The organism is Pedobacter frigiditerrae, from assembly GCF_004331645.1.
Taxonomy (GTDB): domain Bacteria; phylum Bacteroidota; class Bacteroidia; order Sphingobacteriales; family Sphingobacteriaceae; genus Pedobacter; species Pedobacter frigiditerrae.
On the sequence record NZ_SJSK01000001.1, the window covers coordinates 88,246 to 109,043 of the forward strand.

The following is a 20,798-nucleotide window of genomic DNA, read 5'->3' on the forward strand; positions in this document are numbered from 1 at the left end:
ACAAACTACCCCTTCATTAACACCTCGTAAATAGCCAACATCCGCTTTGCGTTGCTATTAATTTCGTGGTCTCGTTCTACAGTTTTACGAGCGTTTGCACCAATCTCCAGCCACTTATTAGGTTGCGTAATACATTGCAAAATAGAGCGGTAAAACTCATCTGGCGTATCTGCAATTAAGATATCCTTACCATTTTTGCAATTAATCCCTTCAGCTGCCATACTTGTAGCAATAATACATTTCTGCATCGCCATCCCTTCAATAATCTTAACTCGCATACCACTTCCAGAAAGCAAGGGCACAATCATAATGGCTTTAGAATTCATGAACTCAACAGCATCAAAAATTTCTCCTTCAACTATTAAGTTCTCAGAATCATAATCGAAAAACTGTTTTTGCATATTTCTTCCAGCAATGTAAAAACGAAGTTCTCCACTCAGCTTTTCTATATCAGGCCAAATCTCATCTAAAAACCATTCTAAGCCTTCTTTATTTGGTCGCCAATCCATTGCACCTAAGTGAAATAAGGTAGGGAAACTCGTTTTAGTGACATCAACATTATACCTTTCAAAATCTATGGCAACGGGAAAAACATCTAGCCTTGTCTGGCATCCCATCAATAAAATATTCTGTCTATCGGGCTCACTTATAGAAAATACCTGATGAAAACGATTGATTTGCTCAGTTTCATAAACCTTTAACCTTCTAGATAAAAACTCTAAATATTTTTTTCTAGGTGTAAAACGCTCCAAGGTGGCTAATTTTTCCCATACATCAAATTCAACGTGATGAGCTCTGTATACTAACTTTGCTTTGCTATTTTCTTTTACAATATCTAGATACGGAACTACAAATAACCCTTCAAATTGAATGATATCAAATTCTTGTTCACGTAATAAGTTCTCTAAAAGCTTGGCGGCATCATCATCATAAAAACGAGAGACGTTATAAGATTGATTAGAGAATATATTGAAAAATGCACCCCAAACATTTACATCAATATCTAAGCTAAAAGAATGAAAATTGATTTGATCAAAAACAGGATCGTAAATATCATCTACGTCTATATGATCTTTTGTTGGATTTATACTGAATAGGGTAATTTCAGTTTCTAATGTTAACAGGCCCTTCACGGTATTATAAACCACAATTGGATAGCCGCTATTAGGCGGAAAAGGAACACGACCAGTTAAAAAAAGGATTTTCACAATGTGAAATTACAAATTAAACTTCTTCCTGAAAAGAAAGAGTTAATTGAGGGTCGCTTACATTAAAAGTTTTACGATGGAAAGGGGATAAACCAATTTCAACTACCGCATTTCTATGTTCAATAGTTGGATAGCCTTTATTCTGTTTCCAGTTGTAATGTGGGTAATCTTGATGAAGGTTTGCCATATATTCATCACGATGTGTTTTTGCCAAAATAGATGCTGCGGCAATATTTAAATATTTACCATCACCCTTCACAATACAGCAATGCGGAATATCTGCATATTTTTTAAAGCGATTGCCATCAATTACTAAATGCTGTGGGATAAGCATCAATTTCTCTATTGCTCTATGCATCGCTAAAAAAGAAGCATTTAAAATATTAATTTGGTCAATCTCTTCATGATCTACAAATGCAACCGCCCAAGCCAATGCTTCTTTTTCAATAATTGGCCTTAGCTTTTCACGTTGTTGATGCGTTAATTTTTTAGAATCATCTAAACCTTCTAAATAAAAATCCTTTGGCAAAATTACAGCAGCCGCTGATACTGGACCGGCCAAACAACCTCTTCCAGCCTCGTCGCAACCAGCTTCAACTAACTCTATATGATAACAATTTAATAACACCTTACAAAGTTAATATTTATCGACTATAAAATTTGGGGGTAACAAATTATAACTAAGTTTATATACAGATAATTAACCATTCAAATATTAAACTATAATATCATGAAAAAATTATTTACAACATTAGCTTTAACATTATGTATTTCTTTAAGTGTTTTGGCTCAAGTATACAAAGCAAGTCAAACCTCAACAACTGTTAAAGAAACTAGTAACCCTGTTGCCAAACAAGCCGCTCCAGAAGGACATTATTGTAGTTATTGTAAAATGAATTATCCAGAATCTCATTTCCCTTGCATCATGAAAGCTATAAAAGGAAAAGTTGATGCCGCTGGCAAAGTTACTTTCACTGCGGGCGGTCCAATTGGTGGTATTGTAGTAAAAGGTGGTAAAAACCCAGGAGGAAATTTAAATGTGGTAACAGGCGACAATGGAGAAATAGAATTTAATAATCCAACTACTGGAAACTATAAATTTGTTATTTCTTTACCAACTAATAATCCGAATACCCGACAAGCTGGCACTCCAATTGGAGGAATAATAGTTAAAGGAGGTAAAAACCCCGGCGGACAAATGTTTACTGTAGCTACAAATTCAAACGGAGAGATTGTGTTAAATAACCTAGAAGCTGGCAACTATAAATTTGTGGTGATGGGCTCAACCCCACAAGAAAAATCAGTATCTAACACCTATAATTCCATCTCAAAATCTAATTAAGTAATGCGTTATAATGAAGAATTAGCCTATCGCGTTAGCGAATTACTTTCCCATCTAACAGATGTTGAAGAAAAGGAAATGTTTAGTGGCTTAGTGTTTATGGTTAATGGGAAAATGTGTGTAGGCGTTTCAAAAAATGAATTAATGGTTAGAATAAATCCTGATTCATTTGATGAAATTGCAGACATGGATGGTTGGCGACAAATGGTAATGGGCAAAAAGCCAATGAAAAGCTATATACAAGTTGCTGAAGATGTCCTTGTAAAAAATGAAGATTTAAAATTTTGGGTCGCCTTAGCTTTGGCCTTTAACCCGCTTGCCAAAGCATCGAAGAAGAGATAAGGTTTACTCAACAAATAAACAACTCAACACCTAAACAATTTAAACCGTTACATTCTGTCCCTTTACATCAAAAGCATCGCGTAAACCTATTGCCAACAAATTAAAAGCATAAACTGTAAGCATTATCGCTAACCCAGGTAAAACAGCAAGGTATGCTGCATCCATAATGATATAACCATAATGTTCTTTAATCATGGTACCCCAACTAGGCATAGGCGGTTGTGCGCCAAAACCTAAAAAGCTTAAACCTGTTTCTAATAAAATAGCTGAAGCAAAATTGGCAGATGCAACTACTAATATTGGGCCCGCAAGATTAGGTAAAATATGTTTTGATAGGATTCTGAAAGTCGAAAATCCTAATGCATTGGCTGCCTCTACATATTCTACTTCTTTTAAGGCCAATACTTGTCCACGAACCAAACGAGCCACATCTACCCAAGTAGATAGGCCAACAGCAATGAAAATTTGCCAAAACCCTTTCCCCAAGGCAAATGAAATAGCTATAATTAATAATAATGAGGGTAACGACCAAGTCACGTTCATAAACCAGCTGATAATAGCATCAGTTTTACCACCAAAATAACCTGCAATAGCACCCAAGCTTACTCCAATAATTAAAGAGATTAAAACAGCTATTAAACCCACCGAAAGAGAAACACGAATACCTAAAATCAACCTACTTAGGTAATCTCTACCATAAGGGTCTGTACCTAAATAAAAAGTCTGTTTGTAAATATTACTTTCTTCAAAAACTGCTTGTTGAGTCCCCATTTTAGAAGGCAATAAACATTTCGGACACAGTGATTTTAATTCGTATGTCGTTTCCTTTGGTCGTTCATCATCTCCAATGTATTCTTGAGCCAAAACTTTATCATTTACAATACGATAACCTGTAATGGGCATGCTCTTGAAATTTGCAGGCTGACCAAAAAGCATTTTCTCAAATACATTAACCTGCTTTATTTTATCATTTTTACTGATGATTAAAAACTGAAAAGTTCTGCCCGGTTTCTTTTTGTTTAGGGCTAGATTGATAGTACTAGCATAAGGAGTTTGGTCTGGTGTAATTATATATCCTAAAATTCCAATTACCATCATCAAAGAAATAAAAATCAATCCCCCAAACGCAAATTTATTGCGCTTAAATCTATTCCATATTTTTTTTGAAGGACTGTTATTCATTTTATTATTTAACCATTCGGCCTTTCCAATTATACTTGCCAGAATTACCTGCTAAACCAATGTATACAAAATAAACTATATGCATTGGATTAAGCAATGGCAATAGAAACAATAGTGATTTTCTTTTAAAGAATTTAGTTACATCATATAGAAAAATAAGTTCTATCGTCAGTTTGCAAATTAACTGAAACAGCAGAAATTTTAAACTTATGTCTGTAAAAATGACAGCCAAAATGGAATTAACAATAATGCTAACATTAAACAACCAAATACTTAGACCTAAAGCAATAACCAATTTATCTTTATACCTCGTTGTTTTAGATGCCCAACGTTTGCGTTGTTGCAGAAATTCTTTAACATTAGGTTTTGCGTGGGTATAAACTATTGCATCTCTATTTTTTAAGAAACCTATCTTGCCTTCATAAAGTGCAGCCATTTTATGAAGTAACAATTCATCATCCCCTGATGCTAAATCGTCAATTCCTTTAAAACCCCCAACTGCAAAAAAAGCCTCGCGTTCGTAAGCTAAGTTTGCCCCGTTACAAGTACTAGGATTGTTATTGCCAATAGTAGAGGCACCTAAACCAATTAAATAAGAAAACTCTAAAGTTTGTAAGTTTTCAAATAAGTTTTTTTCCTCAAAATAGGCCACGGGCGATGAAATCATTTTATGCCCATTCGCTTCATAACAATTAACAATGGTTTTTAACCAATTTTTACCCATCCTGCAATCAGCATCGGTAGTAATGATTAGTTGACCAGTAGCTTGTCCAATTGCTGTTTGAATTGCTTTTTTCTTGTATGAATTTAAGGCATTTGCTTCATTAAGTTGTATCAATTGAACGCCTTGACTAGTATAAGAAGAAATAATAGCCGAGGTTTCATCAGTAGAATGGTCATCTATAATGATTAGCTCTATTAAACTCTTATCATAGTCTTGAGCTAGAATATCATCAATGGTTTTGCCGATTTTATCTTCTTCGTTACGTGCAGCAATTAATATGGAAACTTTTGTTGTAGGCTTACTTTCATTCCACTTAAAATATGGAATTTTAGCCCATCCTCTAATAAACGTACCTACTACAAATAAATAAATAAAGGTTAAAAAAACGGTAAAATAACTAAGTGCGCTGACTACTTCCAAAGAATTTTAATTTAAAAACAAAATATGAACCTAATATAGCAGGAATAATAAGATTGATGAGCCAAATGCTAGCAGTTACTGCAATTACTGCTACAATGTTAGAGGTTACAAAGCCAAAAAAATAAGATGCCGTAAAACTTCTAATCCCAACATCGAACAAATCTAATGAGGGTAATGATGATTGTACAAAGAACAAAATACTAACCAGCATCATCACATCCAATATATGTAGTTCTGGAATTAACCACTCAAACATAATGTAGTACTGGGTACTAAAAACTAAATATCTAGCTAAACAAAACAACAATATTCTTAATAATTCCCTCTTTTTATACCGAGCTAAAATCGAATAAAATTTCTTGTATTTCCGAGTAAAACGGATAGAGAGTAATATCCCATTTAACCATCTTATATTAAAGAAAAATATAATGAAGGAAAGGCAGAACCCAATGGAAATTACACAAACAGCTAAAAACAATCGATAATCAATTGGTGTAAATCTATAAATGAAAACAGTTACAGCAATTGCACCAAAAATATTAGTTAAAACTAACTGACCTATTTGACCAACTGTCATGGCGACTACGCCAACAATTCTTCTTTTCGGTGAGAGAAAAAACACTCTTCCTCCATATTCGCCGATACGATTTGGCGTAAAAACTGCCCATGTTAATCCACAAAATACAGATTCAATAGCCAACCATAAACTAATTGGCTCAACCTGTTTAATTAACCTTTTCCATTTAACAGCTTCTAGACCCCAATTTAGTAACATCAATCCCACAACTGTGGATATAATAGTCCAAATCTGAACTTTAGGCATTGAGTTTAATAACGATATAAATTTCTTTAAATCATTGTTAGCAATCAGTTTTACATAGATAAACCAGAATGCAAAAACTACAATTGAGACTTTAAGAAGGATAGAAAATATTTTTTTGTATTGAGGTGTCAAATTTTTACTTTTTGTATCTGCAAATATGCTTAATATTGTTTTATGTTGGCTGAAAAAAAGGAACGCATAATTATGGGTATCGATCCAGGTACAGCAATTATGGGTTATGGTATAGTATTAGAGAAAGGAACAAAAATAGAACTAATAAGTTTGGGTATTGTGAGAATGGATCATTTGGATGATCATTTTTTAAAGCTTCAACGCATTTTTGAAAAAACAATTGCCCTTATCGACGAATATAAACCAGATGTTTTAGCCATTGAGGCTCCATTTTATGGCAAAAACATACAAGTAATGTTGAAACTAGGTAGGGCTCAAGGCATTGCAATGGCAGCTGCTTTATCAAGAAATATTTCGGTAACCGAGTATGCTCCTAGAAAAATTAAACAATCCATTACCGGAAAAGGAACAGCAAGTAAAGAACAAGTGGCTGCAATGTTACAAAGGTTATTAAACTTTAAAGAAACGCCTGAGTTTTTAGATGCAACTGATGGTTTAGCTGTTGCTGTTTGTCATTCTTTTCAGCGGATTAGCACCAGCAATACTGGCAAATCTTATTCTGGTTGGGATGCTTTTGTAAAAGACAATAAAAAGAGAATTAAGTAAACTTCAAATAGTTAGACCTTTATAAAAAAGGTCTAACTTAGTTATTATAATTGCAGATTGTCTCTATTCATTTGGAATTAGATATAATATCAAACTATCTCTCGAAATGGAGTTATAGTCATTACTTTTCCAATATTCATCAAAATCAATTGCTAAACTTTTAAACCCATCTTTAGTTAGCAAAATTTTTGCATTAGGGCATTTTGGCACACAACCTACAAATTGGCTAGCTCTAAAAAACCCTTTTTCATTTGAGTAACAACTGTCTTGGGCTTTGTTATTTAAAAGAAGTACTACTTTAACTTCTGCCAAAGGAATATTGGTCTTTGAGTTATAAATATAACCATCACCCCCAACAATTCCCTCACAAGCAAGCATTATAGTTAACAGTCCAAAAAATACAATTGTAAATATTGTTCTTTTCATTTTTAGGCAACTATCTATACTTTTCTCCTTCTCAAATAAGCTTTAATCCCAAAAAACAATCCCAAACCAATTGCTAAGAAAGGCCATAAGGTAGATACACCCAAGATAAACTCCTTAAGGAAAGACCATCCTGCTACAATACTCAAACCTAATCTTTGGAAGAAGCCAGGGCGATAATCATATAAATTATCATTACCAACAATCAGCGTTTTAACCGTATTATCTTGGTAGAAATTTAACGTTATTGTACTGAACTTAACCCTACTATCAATGTTCATGTTCTCAATTTTCTTGTCCACATAATCATCTTTAATGTTTAAAGAAGTCTCTACGTTGTTGCCTTGTCTTTTAGCAGTTTTATTGATTGTATTTACGGCATCAACTCTATTTTGTGCTTTTAATTTATTAGCAAGATAAGTAATGCTCTGGTCGTCCATTTTCATAGCTTGGTTATCTACAAAAACGGCCATCTTTGCTACAGTGTTCGTAAAATCATCAAGTTTCTCTGAAGGAATTTTAGCAATCACCAATCCTTCTTTTCTGTAAGCTGTAATCTCTTTTAACGAATCAGCAGAATATTTTACCTTATCGCTTTCTTGAATTGAACTGTTAATGGAGAATTCCATCACTGTTCCGCCTTGTGCCTTAATGGTGGCGCTCAGTTGTTCTTTAGTTTGTTGAACATCTTTAACCCTAAAACGCATATCTGCGGTTTTAATAATCTTAGGGGCTGCGGTGGTATCAGCAGCATCGGCTATTACTACTTCTTTACTAACTGATTCATCAGCTGCATAATCTTTTTTCTCTGCGTTACAGCCAAACATTAACCCAATGATGGCAATACAAAATAAATACTTTTTCATACTCTATAGTTTTTTGGTTATAAAACCACCATCTGCAACTACGTAAAAAGACATAGTATACCCATAGTTGTTTCAGGAATAAAAATTGATTTTATTTATTTACCGGCCGGTATTGCTTAATGCCAATATGATGCAGAAGTAACCTTAGTTCTTTGCCTGTAACAGAAATACTACAAAACAAAAAGTCTACACTAGTTAAAACTAATGTAGACCTCTACGTATAAAACGGTATATTTATTTTGTGTTCAACATCTTAAAAACTGCCTTACAGCATACCCAAGAGCCGATAAACAAGACTATCCAAGATGCAATAGAAAGTGCCGTAGAATCGAAAGCAAAACGTGCGTAAACTCCAATCATACTGATTATAATACCAACTAATAATAACTTGTAAATTGATGTTTCGTTAGCGGCTTTCATGCTTTTTTCTCTTTCTTCAGATTGATTCATCTTCTTTTCTTTTTAAAATTGTATGTGCAAAAATAAGATTTATAAACTAAAAAATACAACAAATTAATAAGTTTTCAATTTATCTAATCGTTGTTTTCCCCTATCGGCCTCATTCAATTTTTCTCCCTTATACAAAAGTTTTTCCCAATCGCCATACATAGGATTTGGCAATACGATAAACTTCGTCCCGAATAAGCTCTGCATTGCATTAACTTGCTCTCTTGTATCCTTTCCTTCTCGATAAAAAACATTGGAAAAGTCACTTAGATTATCACCACATAGCAACAAAACATTGTACTTCTCTAATATTTTTTGGCGACGAGGTTCTTTATCTGAAGCGGTAGTTTTTACCAATAGATGGGCTTCATCCGCATTCGGAAATCCAAATTTTTGCAGGTTCTTTAAAGTACCTTCGTAATCGGTTTTTTCTCTATTTGTTACATAAAATGTTTCAACATTCTTACTGGCAGCAAACTTCAAAAATGCTAAAGCTCCAGGGACTGTATCCGCTTGCGCCAAAGCAGTCCATTCTGTCCAATCTGCAGGTAAATAACTCACTCCTTTTTTAATTTCATGTCCTTGAAAAGCAGAATTATCCAAAACAGTTTCATCTGCATCTACAATTACGCAATTTGGTTTAGCATTCGCTTGATTCCATAAAGCTTCTTTTAAGGACAGCCTGGCAAAGTTGTAAGCCTGAAAAGCTAAAGCGCTGTACTCGCCACTAAACTGCTGCCACAGCACTGCATTTGTATAATCCCTTGCTGGTGTTAAAGCTTGTGCAAAAGACAAGATGGGAAGAATAGCCAGCATCCAAATTAAAAGGTATTTTTTCATAACTATTTTCAATTTAATCAAAGATAAAGTTTACAAATGTCTTAAAACAAAAAACCCTTATCAATAAAGATAAGGGTTTTTATAATCAAGTCCCCTTTAGGGGATTTAGGGGTTATCCATTAAGCGCAGCAGCACCACTCACAATCTCTGTCAACTCTGTTGTAATTGCAGCCTGACGAGCTTGGTTATAAGCTAATTTTAATGCTTTAATTAAATCGCCAGCATTTTCAGTTGCTTTATCCATTGATGTCATACGAGCACCGTGTTCTGAAGCATGAGAATCCAAAACTGCTTTGTATAATTGAATTTTAATCGACTTAGGAATCAATTGAGTTACAATCTCTTCTTGGTTCGGTTCTAAAATATAATCAACGTTTGTAGTTTTAGCATCTGCAACTGGCTCAGCTTTTGGCAAAGGCAACAACTGTTCTGAAGTTAAAATTTGTACAGCAGCATTTTTAAACCTGTTGTAAACCAATTCTACTTTATCAAAATCTCCTTTAGCAAAACCAGCCATGATAGCGTCAGTTATCTTGCTAACGTTATCAAAGTTTAAAGCAGAATAAACCTCGGTATTGTTTCCAATAACAGTGTAATTACGCTTTTCATAAAAATCTTGAGCTTTTTTCCCAATCGCAACTATGCTTACGTTACCATTTTTTAGTTGCTCACTATATTTTTCGGCAATTAAGTTATTAGTAGCTTTAATTACGTTCATGTTAAAAGCACCAGCTAAACCACGGTTTGACGATACCACAACCACTAATACTTTATTTGGTTCACGTTCCTGAATATAAGGAGATGATGAACCTTCTAAACTTGCAGAAAGATTTCCTAAAATCTCTTTCAATTTAGTAGCATACGGGCGTAACTGAACAATAGCATTGGTAGCACGTTTCAACTTTGCAGCCGAAACCATTTTCATGGCTTTGGTAATCTGCTGGGTAGATTGTACCGATGATATACGAATTCTTACTTCTTTTAAATTAGCCATCTTTTAGTATTTAGAAGTTAGTATTTAGTACTTAGACATCTTATCTAAATACTAAATACTATATACTTCCATCTAAATTAATATTTACTTGAAATCTCTTTTGCAACTCTTTCTAACACTTCAACTGCATCATCTAACTTACCAGCTTTTAAAGAAGCTAAAGCCTCTGGATGACGTAATTCTAATGCTTGTAAAAACTCTGCTTCAAATTCTTTTACCTTGTTTACAGGAACCGAACGCATTAAGTTCTTAGTACCTAAATAAACAATCGCAACTTGTTTCTCTACAGTAAATGGAGTAAACTGAGCTTGTTTTAACATCTCTACGTTACGAGCACCTTTATCTAAAACAGATTTTGTAGCTGCATCTAAATCAGAACCGAATTTAGAGAAAGCCTCTAACTCACGGTATTGGGCCTGGTCTAATTTTAAAGTACCAGCTACTTTTTTCATTGATTTAATTTGAGCATTACCACCCACACGTGATACCGAGATACCTACGTTAATTGCCGGACGAATACCTGAGTTAAACAAGTTAGACTCTAAGAAAATCTGACCATCAGTAATCGAAATTACGTTAGTTGGAATATATGCAGAAACGTCACCAGCCTGAGTTTCGATAATTGGTAAAGCGGTTAATGAACCACCACCTTTAACAATACCTTTTAATGATTCTGGTAAATCATTCATTGCTTGTGCAATCTCATCGTTAGAGTTGATTTTTGCAGCTCTTTCTAACAAACGACTGTGTAAATAGAATACGTCACCTGGATAAGCCTCACGACCTGGAGGACGACGTAATAACAATGACACCTCACGGTAAGCTACAGCTTGTTTAGACAAATCATCATAAACAATTAAAGCTGGTCTACCAGTATCACGGAAAAACTCACCAATTGCAGCACCAGCAAATGGAGCATAAAACTGCAATGGAGCAGGTTCAGCGGCAGATGCTGCAACAACAACAGTATAAGCCATTGCACCGTTTTCCTCTAAAGTACGAACAACGTTTGCAACAGTACTTGCTTTCTGACCACAAGCTACATATATACAGAATACAGGATTACCTGCTTCGTAAAATTCTTTTTGATTGATGATGGTATCGATACAAACTGCAGTTTTACCAATCTGACGGTCACCAATAACTAACTCACGTTGACCACGACCAATTGGAATCATTGCATCAATTGCTTTGATACCTGTTTGTAAAGGCTCAGTAACTGGCTGACGATAAATTACTCCTGGCGCTTTACGCTCCAATGGCATTTCGTAAGTCTGTCCTAAGATTGGTCCTTTACCATCGATAGGCTCGCCAAGTGTGTTTACAACACGACCCAACATACCTTCACCAACTTTAATAGAGGCAATTTTTTTAGTACGTTTAATAGTATCACCTTCTTTGATTTCGTCAGATGGGCCTAACAAAACCACACCCACGTTATCCTCTTCAAGGTTCAATACAATACCTTGCAACCCGTTAGCAAACTCAACTAACTCGCCACTTTGAACTTTAGTTAAGCCGTAAACACGAGCAATACCATCACCCACTTGTAATACGGTACCAACTTCTTCAAGTTCAGCTTCTGATTTAAAGCCTGACAATTGTTGTCTGATAATTGCCGAAACTTCGTCTGGTCTTACCTCTACCATAATTTTTATTTTGATTTCTTTTTGAAAATGTAAATCTTGTACTCTTTTGTTATTTCTTCCGATAGCTATCGGAACCCGCTTTCCGCTTTACTTCGTGTCCGCTTCTCCCGATAGCTATCGGGACGGGTTTATATTTTACGTTCAGTAGTTCTTAGCTCGCTTTTAACGTGCCGTAATAGACATCCCTTTGGGACAACTAGTAAACTCCTTGCGCAAATTCTTTTTTCAATTTATTTAAGCCGCTAGAAATACTAGCATCAAATTGTTTATCGCCAACTTTTAAAATAAAGCCACCAATTAATTTTTCGTCAACTTTTTCTTTAACGATAACTTCATTAGCGCCTATTTCTTTTTTAACCAAGGCAACAATTTCAGCTTTAGTAGCATCATTTAATGCAATTGCAGATGTTACCTCTGCAGTTACAATACCTTTAATAAAATTGTATTGGTTAATGAACTGTTTAGAAGTTTCAAATAAAATTCCTGCTCTACCTTTATTAACTACCAGTTTCAAAAAGCTTTGAGTAATTTGATGAACCTTGTTACCAAAAACATCATTCAAAATACCTGCTTTTTTATCTAAAGGCACAATTGGATTTTTTAAAATCGCTTCTAGTTCGCTGTTGTTATCAACAACTTGCTCAAACAACACCATATCATTCATCATATCCTGCAAAGCATTTTGCTCTGTAGAAAGGTCGATTAATGATTTTGCGTATCTGCTTGCTGCTTTACTTGACATATTTTTTTAGTTTGGAGTTTAGAGTTTGGAGTTTGGGTTAAGCGCCCAGTCTCAATACTCAATACTCAATACTCAATACTAGTTTAACTCCACATCTTTTAACAGGCTGTTAACCAAATCCTGTTGTTTTGCTTTATCATCTAATTGGCTACGTAAAACACGCTCTGCAATATCTAATGATAAGGTAGAAACCTGTCCTTTTAATTCAGCCAATGCTGCTTTCTTTTGATTTTCAATCTCGATACGAGCTTTTTCAATCAATTTAGCACCTTCAGTTTGTGCTGAAGTTTTAGCTTCATTAACAATGCTATCTTTAAGAATTTTAGCTTCTTTTAAAATTTCATCACGTTCTGCACGAGCTTGTTTCATTAACTCTTCATTTTGAGAAGTTAAACGAGCCATTTCTTGTTTTGCTAACTCTGCTTTGTTTAAAGCATCATCAATAGATTGCTCACGTTCTTTAATGGCAGCCAATACTGGTTTCCAAGCAAATTTGCTCAAAAGAAACATTAACAATAAAAATGCTATTGTTTGAAATACAACTAAACCAACTTCAGGTATTAATAAATCCATTTCTGTATATATTATAATTTTTCTTGTTTCAAATAATAGCCATTCTGTAAAACAATCTTCTACAGAATGGCTAGGTGTTATTACATTAACGCAACAACAACCGCGAATAAAGCAACAGCCTCAACGAAGGCAGCAGCGATTAACATCGCAGTTTGAATTTTTGAGGCAGCTTCTGGCTGACGAGCAATACCGTCCATCGCAGAACCACCAATACGTCCGATACCTAAACCAGCGCCAATCGCAGCTAATCCTGCACCTACTGCAGCAATACTTCCTGTAATCATGATTTTATATATTAATTGTTTTAAAAAATATTCTAATTAGTGGTGGTGTTCTTCTACTGCCATTCCAATAAACAAGGCAGATAGAATTGTAAATATAAATGCTTGAATAAATGCAACCATTAATTCAATTCCTCCAATAAAGATGGCGAATGGAATAGATGCTGCAGACACCCAAATACTGTTAAATACGAAGATTAAGCAAATTAACGAAAGTACTAAAATGTGACCTGCTGTAATGTTTGCAAACAAACGTATCATTAATGCAACTGGCTTGGTGAAAATACCAATCAATTCTAATGGCATTAAAAATATCTTCATTGGAACTGGTACCCCAGGCATCCAAAAGATGTGTTTCCAGTAGTGTTTGTTACCATTAAATATCGTAATTAAGAAAGTAGTAACCGCTAAAACCATAGTTACGGCAATATTTCCTGTTAAGTTAGCACCACCTGGCAAGAAAGGAACTAATCCTAACATATTATTAAACCAGATGAAAAAGAAAACGGTTAAGAGATATGGCATGAAACGCTCATGCTTATGACCTAAGTTTGGCTTCGCGATATCATCACGAACAAAAAGAATGATTGGTTCTAACCAAGACTGTAATCCTTTTGGAGATTTACCATGGCGTTTTTTATATCCATTAGCAACACTAATAAATACCACCAATAATAGAACCACCGAAAGTAATAGCGTGCAAGTATTTTTAGTCAACGAAAAATCTAAAGGACGAGCATTTTTTGCATGATGTTTTTCATCCAACTCTACATACTGACCATGTTCGTTAGCAGTTGCAGATGCCAAATAAATCTTCTCGTGCATTTTAACAAAACGTTGACCGTCTTTTTCAACTACAACTTTTGCATCATCATCATGATGAAAATCACTAGCATTAAAGGTTACAACTTTACCGTTTGCATATAAGACAACTGGCAAACCGATATAAGTTTCACCAATTACATGCCAACTGTGAGAATCAGCGATGTGGTGCAAGGCAAACTTACCAATCTCAAACTTTTTCTTTTCTGTTGTTTCAGTATGAGCCTCCTCAGCTTTATGAGTAGTATCTACTTGTGCTTTTGCACCAAGAGAAACCATCAAAAACGCCGAAAAAAGCGTAAAAACAACAATTAACCTTCTAAACTTAAACTCAAAAACGTGGCTACAATCCATTTACTCGCAGATTTTTACTATTTATTTTGGTGGCGCAAGTTACGTAACAAACCGTATATTTCAAAGAAGGTAAACAATAAATATAAAGAAAAAAAGTTGAAGATGAAAACTAAGTCTTTTTCTTCAGCATTTAGGCCGTTAACTAAACCGTTTTTTTTAGTATTTAAGCTGTAAATCAGCACAAAAGCCATAGAAAAAAGCATCTTCACTGCAATTGAGCCCATAATGGCTAAAACTCCAGTTTCTGGATTACGTTTGATGCCTATTAAAGCCAAAATGTATGCAATAAAAGTTAGTCCGCCTAAAAAGCCAAAAACCACCCAAAACTTATTGGCCAATAGTTTTACATCGGGAAAAAGATGTGGCAATGATAAGGCTATACCAGCAAGGAGCGCTGTATATAGAATGTAATATAAAATGAAACGTTGTATGCCCAAGCCTTTAAATTTTAGCAAAGGTAATATTTAATTCGTTTTTCTTTTTTGGAACTTTCCAAGATTTTGCCAAGAATCACTACCGCTGTAATACAAACCTTATTGAAGCGAAAATCCTGTTTTGTCATCCTGAGTTTGTCGAAGGATAAACAGATTGAAGCGCAAAGAAGGGCTAAAATTGCCAAAAGCTCTACACATCCGTTTTCAAACAAACTTAATTATTGTCTTTATTTAAAGAGCGCACCACTTGATACAAAGAAATAATAACACTTACCAAACCCAGTATGGCAGTGAATATAAACTTACTGCTTTCCCTATGCTCATCTATTTTATAACCAACGAAAGAAAATAGGCCAATTGTAGCCAACATTTGGAAAGCTATGCCACTATACTTTGCAAAATTGGTTGCCTGTTTTTTCGGCTGATTGTCTTGCTGGTTTGTCATATTAAATTATCTGGATAAAAATATACCTATTTATTAAGAATTAATGGGCGAATAAAATATTTTTGCATACATTTTGTTATATTGTATTCATACACAACCTATAGATTCTTGAACAATCTTTCGAAACTTAGTTTTAAATTCTTTTTAGCTTGTCTAAGTATCACTATCTTGTATGCTTGTTCTACGCAAAAAGATAATCCTACAAACAGGGGTTTACAAAACCTATCTGCTAGGTATAACTACATCTATAACTCAAATGTTTTATTAGATACTTATCAGGATGATCTTTCTCAGACCTACCAGGATAAGTTTGATGAGTTTTTGTCAGTTTATATTGCACCTACAACGGCCGATTTTATGACTACAACTGCTCCTGTTGGCAATGTTAAATCTTTAGATGAGATTACCCAAAAAGCACAAATGATCATTGCTGAAAAGGGTTTGAGCAATTATGTGGATGAGGCTTATATGCTATTGGCTAAAACCAATTTTTATAAAGGAAGTTATTTTACGGCCACAGAATATTTCGATTATACAGCAAAAGCTTACCAAAAGGATAAAAAAGTTTATCTAGCTGCTATGACTTGGAAAGCTAGAAGCTTAATGCAACTTAACAACTACGAACTTGCAGCTAAAGTTTTAGATACGGTTAAAATCACATTAGATTCTGTAAAAAATGAAAAGGCTGAGCCATTAGCTACTTTAGCTCAAATGAGCATTTATCAAGGAAAGTATAAAAATGCAATTGGCTATCTTGAGCAAGCCATTAAGGAAACCAATAAAATGGATAGCAGAACTAGGTGGCCTTATATTTTGGCTCAACTTTACGAACGAGAAAAGGAATACCCTGCAAGTGTGGGATATTATACCAAAGTTGAGAATAGCAATGCCCCCTTTGAAATGTATTTTAATGCCAAGCTAAGTAAAATTAGAATATACGATTTACTAAATCATCAATCTTATAATAGAAACCAGGCTTTATTAAAATTATTAAAAGACGACAAAAATTTCGATTATACAGACCAGATTTATTACGAGGTAGCTGAAGATTATTTCGGCGACAATAATTTTGCAAAGGCAGAAGAATATTATAAGATATCTGCTAAAAACAGTACACGTAATCAATATCAAAAAGGCCTATCTTATTTAAGATTAGCAGAGCTTAACTTTAAAAATTTAGGAAATTATGTAAGCGCAAAACTATATTATGATAGTGCAGCCACTACTTTACCCAAAACTTACCCTGGTTATGAATCAATTTTAAGAATAAGTCAAAATTTAGAGTACTTAACACAACGTTACCAATTAATTGCAGAGCAAGATACTTTGCAAATGATTGCTCGTTTACCGCAACAAGCTCGTGAAAAAAGAATTAATGAGATTTTTGAGCCAAAGGTTATCCCTAATGCAAACATAAAGGCAAACAATAGGGAAGTTAAAAACGATGATCCTGATAAAACTCAAAAGAACGGCACTTTCTATTTCAATAATATTTCTGCAGTTAGCCGAGGTTTTACTGATTTTAAAAAACGCTGGGGAAATAGACCCTTAGAAGACAACTGGCGCCAAAGCATCAAATCATCACAACAGGTTAATCAACAAAACCAAGCTAATGTAATCGATAATAATCAAGGCGCGGGAAATGGCCAATCTGTTAATGAGGGTATAAGTGTAAAAGTTGCTGCTTACACAGCTAAGCTACCCTTAACAGCTGACTTGCTACAGAAATCCGATCAACAAATTATTGATGCCTATTTTGAGATTGCCGCCTTCTATCAGCAAGTATTGGGCGATGAAAAAGAAGCGATTAAAGTTTATGAAACATTGCTAGCTCGTTACCCACAAAACAACCACTTAGATGCTATTTATTATAGCTTATATTTAGACTACAAAGATACTTATCCCGCAAAATCAGAAAGCTTTAAAAACTTGGTGTTGGCTAAATTTCCTGGCTCTGTGTATGCTAAAACTATTCTAGACCCCAACTTCTCCGCAAAACAGAATGCTTTAGATGCCGAAGTAAATAAAGTTTATAATACTGTTTTTGCCGACTACGAGAAAAAAAACTTTACATCTGTAATTAATGCGGTTAACGAAACAAATGCTCGTTTCCCAGGAAATTCTTTACAGGCACAGTATGATTATTTAAAGGCAATCGCCATTGGCAGAACACAAAATGTAGATAGCTTATTACTAGCTTTTAATAACATTTTATTTAAGTACCCAAATGACCAATTGATTAATCCATTAGTTAAAGATCATTTAAAATACATTGATGAAAATATCGCTGTATTTAAGGCACGAAAAATTGCGCTAATAGATTTTGACCCAACTGAACCTCGATTTATTGCTCAGCAAAACACAGTTGCTGTTCAGAAGCCACAGCCTATTAAAACAGAGCCAGCAATTCCTGTTGTGCAACCAGCTATTGTAGAACCTAAGAAAGAAATAATTGCAAATAATCCACCCGTTAACAATCCTGTACAGCAAGCACCAGTTCAAGCAAACCCAATTAATGAACCAGCCAAACAAGCTGTAGCAGATAATTTGTTCAGCAAGGCTGAATCGAATATATATTATTATGTAATTGCCGTTAATGATATGAGTTTAAGCGTAAGTTCATCTCGTTTTGGCGTAGGGCAGTTTAACAGGGGGAATTATTCTGGCACTGGGTTAAAACATCAATTGCAAGAATTACAAGAAGACCAACTTATATATGTTGGAAATTTTAATACGCTAAGTGAAGTAAAAACCTATTCTGAAGGCATTACAAGTCAATTAACAAGAATTATGAAAGTTCCTACCAGTACTTATAAAGGTTTTTATATTACCAAAGAGAACTTCGATAAAATAAAAAACAGAGAAACATTAAATAGATATCTTGAGTTTTTCAAGGTTAATCATTAAGAGAAATGCGTAAATCACCTCTATCACCAGAAGATATAAAGAAATATAACCGTAGGCTTTGGAAATTGCTCATCGGTGGAATGGTATTTTTTGCTCTATTTATTGTTTTAATAGGCTTTGGCCTTTTTGGCGATATTCCATCCTTCAGAGCTATTGAACATCCAAAAAGCAATGAGGCAACCGAGATTATTTCAGAAGATGGAAAAGTTTTAGGAACCTATTTTGTTAAAAATCGTTCTAATGTAAATTACAGCCAAATCTCTCCTAACGTTATTAATGCGTTGATTGCAACAGAAGATGTACGTTTCCTTTCACATTCAGGAATAGATTTTAAAAGAACATTTACCATTTTTGCTTATATCTTAATTGGCAAAAAACAAGGTGGAAGTACAATTACACAGCAATTAGCTTTAAACTTATTCTCTGATGAAGGTAGGCAAAAGAACTATTTAAAGAGGGTAATCCAAAAGTTTCAAGAGTGGGTAATTGCAGTAAAACTGGAAAGAAACTATACTAAGGAAGAAATCATCACCATGTATTTAAATACGGTTGATTTTGGAAATCAGGCATACGGAATTAAGTCGGCTGCAAGAGTTTACTTTAATACCACCCCAGATAAATTAACTGTTCCTCAAGCTGCTGTTTTAGTTGCCATACAAAAAGGTGTAACAAGATATTCGCCCACTAGAAATCCAGCAAGAGCCTTGGCAAGACGTAATACCGTGATGGCATTAATGGTTAAAGCCGATTTATTAACACAAGCAGATTTCGATGCTGTAAAAGACAAACCTTTAGACCTACACTTTAATGCAGCTACAACTAACGAAGGAATTGCACCTTATTTTAGGTCTGTTTTAAAATCTGAAGTAAAAAAGATATTAGAAGAACGATCTATAACTAAAAATGGTATTCCTTATGACCTAGATAGAGATGGATTGAAAATCACAACCACTATCAATTATGACATGCAAGTTTATGCAGAAGAAGCCCAGAAAGAATACATGAAGATTCTTCAAGCACAATTTGCAAGAAGTTGGAAAGGCCGTAATCCATTCAAAGGAATGGAAATGCAGATTGAGCAGGGTGTAAAACGTTCTGATCGCTACAAAGCTTTAAAACTGGAGGGAAAATCTGATGAAGAAATCAAAGAAGATTTTAATACAAAAAGTATGCTTTCCATTTTTACTTGGAAAGGAAATATAGACACGTTGATGAAACCCATCGACTCTGTTAAATATTATAAGTTGTTATTGCGCAATGCGATGATGGCTATGGATCCAAAAACAGGCTACATTAAAGCCTGGGTTGGCGGCATAAATTTTGAACATTTTAAATACGACCAAGTAAAAATGGGCACCCGTCAGGTGGGTTCAACCGCTAAACCTTTTACCTATACTGTAGCAGTGGAAAATGGAATATCTCCTTGTCTAACTGTCCCTAACGTACCAGTTACCATTTCCAATCCTGGCAGTGAAGATTGGACACCGCGTTCTTCTGGAACTTTACCAGGCTCTATTACCTTACAAAAAGCATTGGCTTATTCTCAAAATTACATTGCCGCTTACTTGATGCAACAGGTTGGTGCCGACGCTGTGGCTATTCAAATTAAAAAGATGGGTATCACGTCAGATGTGCCCGTTGTCCCATCAATTTGTTTAGGCTCTTTTGATGCTTCAATTTATGATATGGTTGGTGCTTATGGCGTTTTTGCCAATAGAGGAGCATGGACACAACCTACCTATATTCTAAAAATAGAAGATAAAAATGGTGTGGTTTTATATGACAGTAAACCTGTTATCAAAGTTGTCATGAACGAAGAAGTTGCTTATGTAATGACCAGAATGCTAAAAGGTGTAATTACTGGAGGTACAGGCTCTAGGTTAAGCTATAAATATGGTGTAAATGCACCAACCGGCGGAAAAACTGGAACAACGCAAAACAACTCTGATGGTTGGTTTATGGCAATTACACCAGATTTAGTTGCAGGAGTTTGGACCGGTTGCGAAGACAGAGCGTTTCATTTTACAAGTACAAGAGATGGAGAAGGGGCTAATTCTGCCCTACCTATTTATGCTGGCTTTATGAAGCGAGTTTATGCAAATCCAAGCTTAAAAATAAGTAAAGCCGATTTCGAACCACCGAAAAGTGGTGTATCTATTGTTTACGATTGTAATCAATACCTTCAACAAGAACAAGGAACAACAGAACTTGACAAAAAATTAGGTTTTTAACCGTATCTATC

22 protein-coding genes are annotated in these 20,798 nt (G+C 34.7%); 5 read left to right on the forward strand and 17 right to left on the reverse strand.

What is annotated here, in order from left to right; genetic code table 11:
* Positions 1-5: 5 nt before the first annotated feature.
* Both EZ428_RS00375 and EZ428_RS00380 read right to left on the reverse strand, forming a co-directional pair.
* Positions 6-1,208: a glycosyltransferase family 4 protein gene (locus EZ428_RS00375; RefSeq protein ID WP_131551132.1), complete on the reverse strand. Its 1,203-nt coding sequence runs from the start codon at positions 1,206-1,208 to the stop codon at positions 6-8.
* 16 nt (positions 1,209-1,224) lie between these two features.
* The gene (locus tag EZ428_RS00380) at positions 1,225-1,836 is read right to left on the reverse strand and encodes a ribonuclease HII (RefSeq protein ID WP_131551133.1); all 612 of its coding nucleotides are present in this window, start codon (positions 1,834-1,836) and stop codon (positions 1,225-1,227) included.
* Positions 1,837-1,938: 102 nt separating this feature from the next.
* On the opposite strand from EZ428_RS00380, the gene EZ428_RS00385 reads away from it, so the two are divergent.
* Positions 1,939-2,550 (forward strand): carboxypeptidase-like regulatory domain-containing protein, encoded by a 612-nt coding sequence (locus EZ428_RS00385; protein WP_131551134.1) that lies wholly within the window; start codon positions 1,939-1,941, stop codon positions 2,548-2,550.
* Between the two features lie 3 nt (positions 2,551-2,553).
* Positions 2,554-2,892, forward strand: a complete 339-nt coding sequence (locus tag EZ428_RS00390; RefSeq protein WP_131551135.1) for a TfoX/Sxy family protein — start codon at positions 2,554-2,556, stop codon at positions 2,890-2,892.
* Between the two features lie 39 nt (positions 2,893-2,931).
* Here EZ428_RS00390 and EZ428_RS00395 read toward each other — a convergent pair whose 3' ends face one another.
* Genes EZ428_RS00395 through EZ428_RS00405 form a run of 3 tightly spaced genes read right to left on the reverse strand, consistent with a single transcriptional unit; the run spans position 2,932 to position 6,173 of the window.
* The gene (locus tag EZ428_RS00395; RefSeq protein WP_131551136.1) at positions 2,932-4,074 is read right to left on the reverse strand and encodes an ABC transporter permease; all 1,143 of its coding nucleotides are present in this window, start codon (positions 4,072-4,074) and stop codon (positions 2,932-2,934) included.
* Positions 4,075-4,078: 4 nt separating this feature from the next.
* Positions 4,079-5,218 (reverse strand): glycosyltransferase family 2 protein, encoded by a 1,140-nt coding sequence (locus tag EZ428_RS00400; RefSeq protein WP_131551137.1) that lies wholly within the window; start codon positions 5,216-5,218, stop codon positions 4,079-4,081.
* The gene (locus EZ428_RS00405) at positions 5,196-6,173 is read right to left on the reverse strand and encodes a lysylphosphatidylglycerol synthase domain-containing protein (RefSeq protein ID WP_131551138.1); all 978 of its coding nucleotides are present in this window, start codon (positions 6,171-6,173) and stop codon (positions 5,196-5,198) included. Before EZ428_RS00405 ends, EZ428_RS00400 begins: the two co-directional genes overlap by 23 nt.
* A 42-nt stretch (positions 6,174-6,215) precedes the next feature.
* On the opposite strand from EZ428_RS00405, the gene ruvC reads away from it, so the two are divergent.
* Entirely contained in the window at positions 6,216-6,779 is a 564-nt protein-coding gene (gene ruvC, locus EZ428_RS00410; RefSeq protein ID WP_131551139.1) for a crossover junction endodeoxyribonuclease RuvC, read from the forward strand.
* Between the two features lie 63 nt (positions 6,780-6,842).
* On the opposite strand, the gene EZ428_RS00415 is transcribed toward ruvC, so the two are convergent.
* The 12 genes from EZ428_RS00415 to EZ428_RS00470 form a co-directional block, all read right to left on the reverse strand.
* Positions 6,843-7,205 carry a hypothetical protein gene (locus tag EZ428_RS00415; protein ID WP_131551140.1) on the reverse strand — a complete coding sequence of 121 codons (363 nt, stop codon included), beginning with the start codon at positions 7,203-7,205 and terminating at the stop codon, positions 6,843-6,845.
* A 14-nt stretch (positions 7,206-7,219) separates the two neighbouring features.
* Complete coding sequence (locus EZ428_RS00420) at positions 7,220-8,068, reverse strand: DUF4349 domain-containing protein (protein ID WP_225870961.1); 849 nt, start codon at positions 8,066-8,068, stop codon at positions 7,220-7,222.
* A 234-nt stretch (positions 8,069-8,302) separates the two neighbouring features.
* Complete coding sequence (locus EZ428_RS00425) at positions 8,303-8,518, reverse strand: hypothetical protein (RefSeq protein WP_131551141.1); 216 nt, start codon at positions 8,516-8,518, stop codon at positions 8,303-8,305.
* A 63-nt stretch (positions 8,519-8,581) separates the two neighbouring features.
* Positions 8,582-9,355: a 5'-nucleotidase, lipoprotein e(P4) family gene (locus EZ428_RS00430; RefSeq protein WP_131551142.1), complete on the reverse strand. Its 774-nt coding sequence runs from the start codon at positions 9,353-9,355 to the stop codon at positions 8,582-8,584.
* A 112-nt stretch (positions 9,356-9,467) separates the two neighbouring features.
* Positions 9,468-10,349 carry an ATP synthase F1 subunit gamma gene (atpG, locus tag EZ428_RS00435; protein WP_131551143.1) on the reverse strand — a complete coding sequence of 294 codons (882 nt, stop codon included), beginning with the start codon at positions 10,347-10,349 and terminating at the stop codon, positions 9,468-9,470.
* Positions 10,350-10,426: 77 nt separating this feature from the next.
* A complete protein-coding gene (gene atpA, locus EZ428_RS00440) occupies positions 10,427-11,998 on the reverse strand; it encodes a F0F1 ATP synthase subunit alpha (protein WP_131551144.1) in 1,572 nt (523 codons plus the stop codon).
* 196 nt (positions 11,999-12,194) lie between these two features.
* A complete protein-coding gene (gene atpH, locus EZ428_RS00445; protein ID WP_131551145.1) occupies positions 12,195-12,740 on the reverse strand; it encodes an ATP synthase F1 subunit delta in 546 nt (181 codons plus the stop codon).
* A 78-nt stretch (positions 12,741-12,818) separates the two neighbouring features.
* Positions 12,819-13,313, reverse strand: a complete 495-nt coding sequence (locus EZ428_RS00450) for a F0F1 ATP synthase subunit B (RefSeq protein WP_131551146.1) — start codon at positions 13,311-13,313, stop codon at positions 12,819-12,821.
* 80 nt (positions 13,314-13,393) lie between these two features.
* Positions 13,394-13,594 (reverse strand): ATP synthase F0 subunit C, encoded by a 201-nt coding sequence (atpE, locus tag EZ428_RS00455; RefSeq protein WP_055132568.1) that lies wholly within the window; start codon positions 13,592-13,594, stop codon positions 13,394-13,396.
* Positions 13,595-13,633: 39 nt separating this feature from the next.
* Positions 13,634-14,770, reverse strand: a complete 1,137-nt coding sequence (gene atpB, locus EZ428_RS00460) for a F0F1 ATP synthase subunit A (RefSeq protein ID WP_131551147.1) — start codon at positions 14,768-14,770, stop codon at positions 13,634-13,636.
* 17 nt (positions 14,771-14,787) lie between these two features.
* Positions 14,788-15,225 carry a hypothetical protein gene (locus EZ428_RS00465; protein WP_225870962.1) on the reverse strand — a complete coding sequence of 146 codons (438 nt, stop codon included), beginning with the start codon at positions 15,223-15,225 and terminating at the stop codon, positions 14,788-14,790.
* 193 nt (positions 15,226-15,418) lie between these two features.
* A complete protein-coding gene (locus EZ428_RS00470; RefSeq protein ID WP_131551148.1) occupies positions 15,419-15,649 on the reverse strand; it encodes an AtpZ/AtpI family protein in 231 nt (76 codons plus the stop codon).
* A 108-nt stretch (positions 15,650-15,757) separates the two neighbouring features.
* Between EZ428_RS00470 and porW the strand changes: the two genes are divergently transcribed.
* Both porW and EZ428_RS00480 read left to right on the forward strand, forming a co-directional pair.
* Positions 15,758-18,556: a type IX secretion system periplasmic lipoprotein PorW/SprE gene (porW, locus tag EZ428_RS00475; protein WP_131551149.1), complete on the forward strand. Its 2,799-nt coding sequence runs from the start codon at positions 15,758-15,760 to the stop codon at positions 18,554-18,556.
* Between the two features lie 5 nt (positions 18,557-18,561).
* Positions 18,562-20,787, forward strand: coding sequence for a transglycosylase domain-containing protein (locus EZ428_RS00480; protein ID WP_131551150.1), 2,226 nt, complete (start codon positions 18,562-18,564; stop codon positions 20,785-20,787).
* The last annotated feature ends 11 nt before the right edge of the window (positions 20,788-20,798 follow it).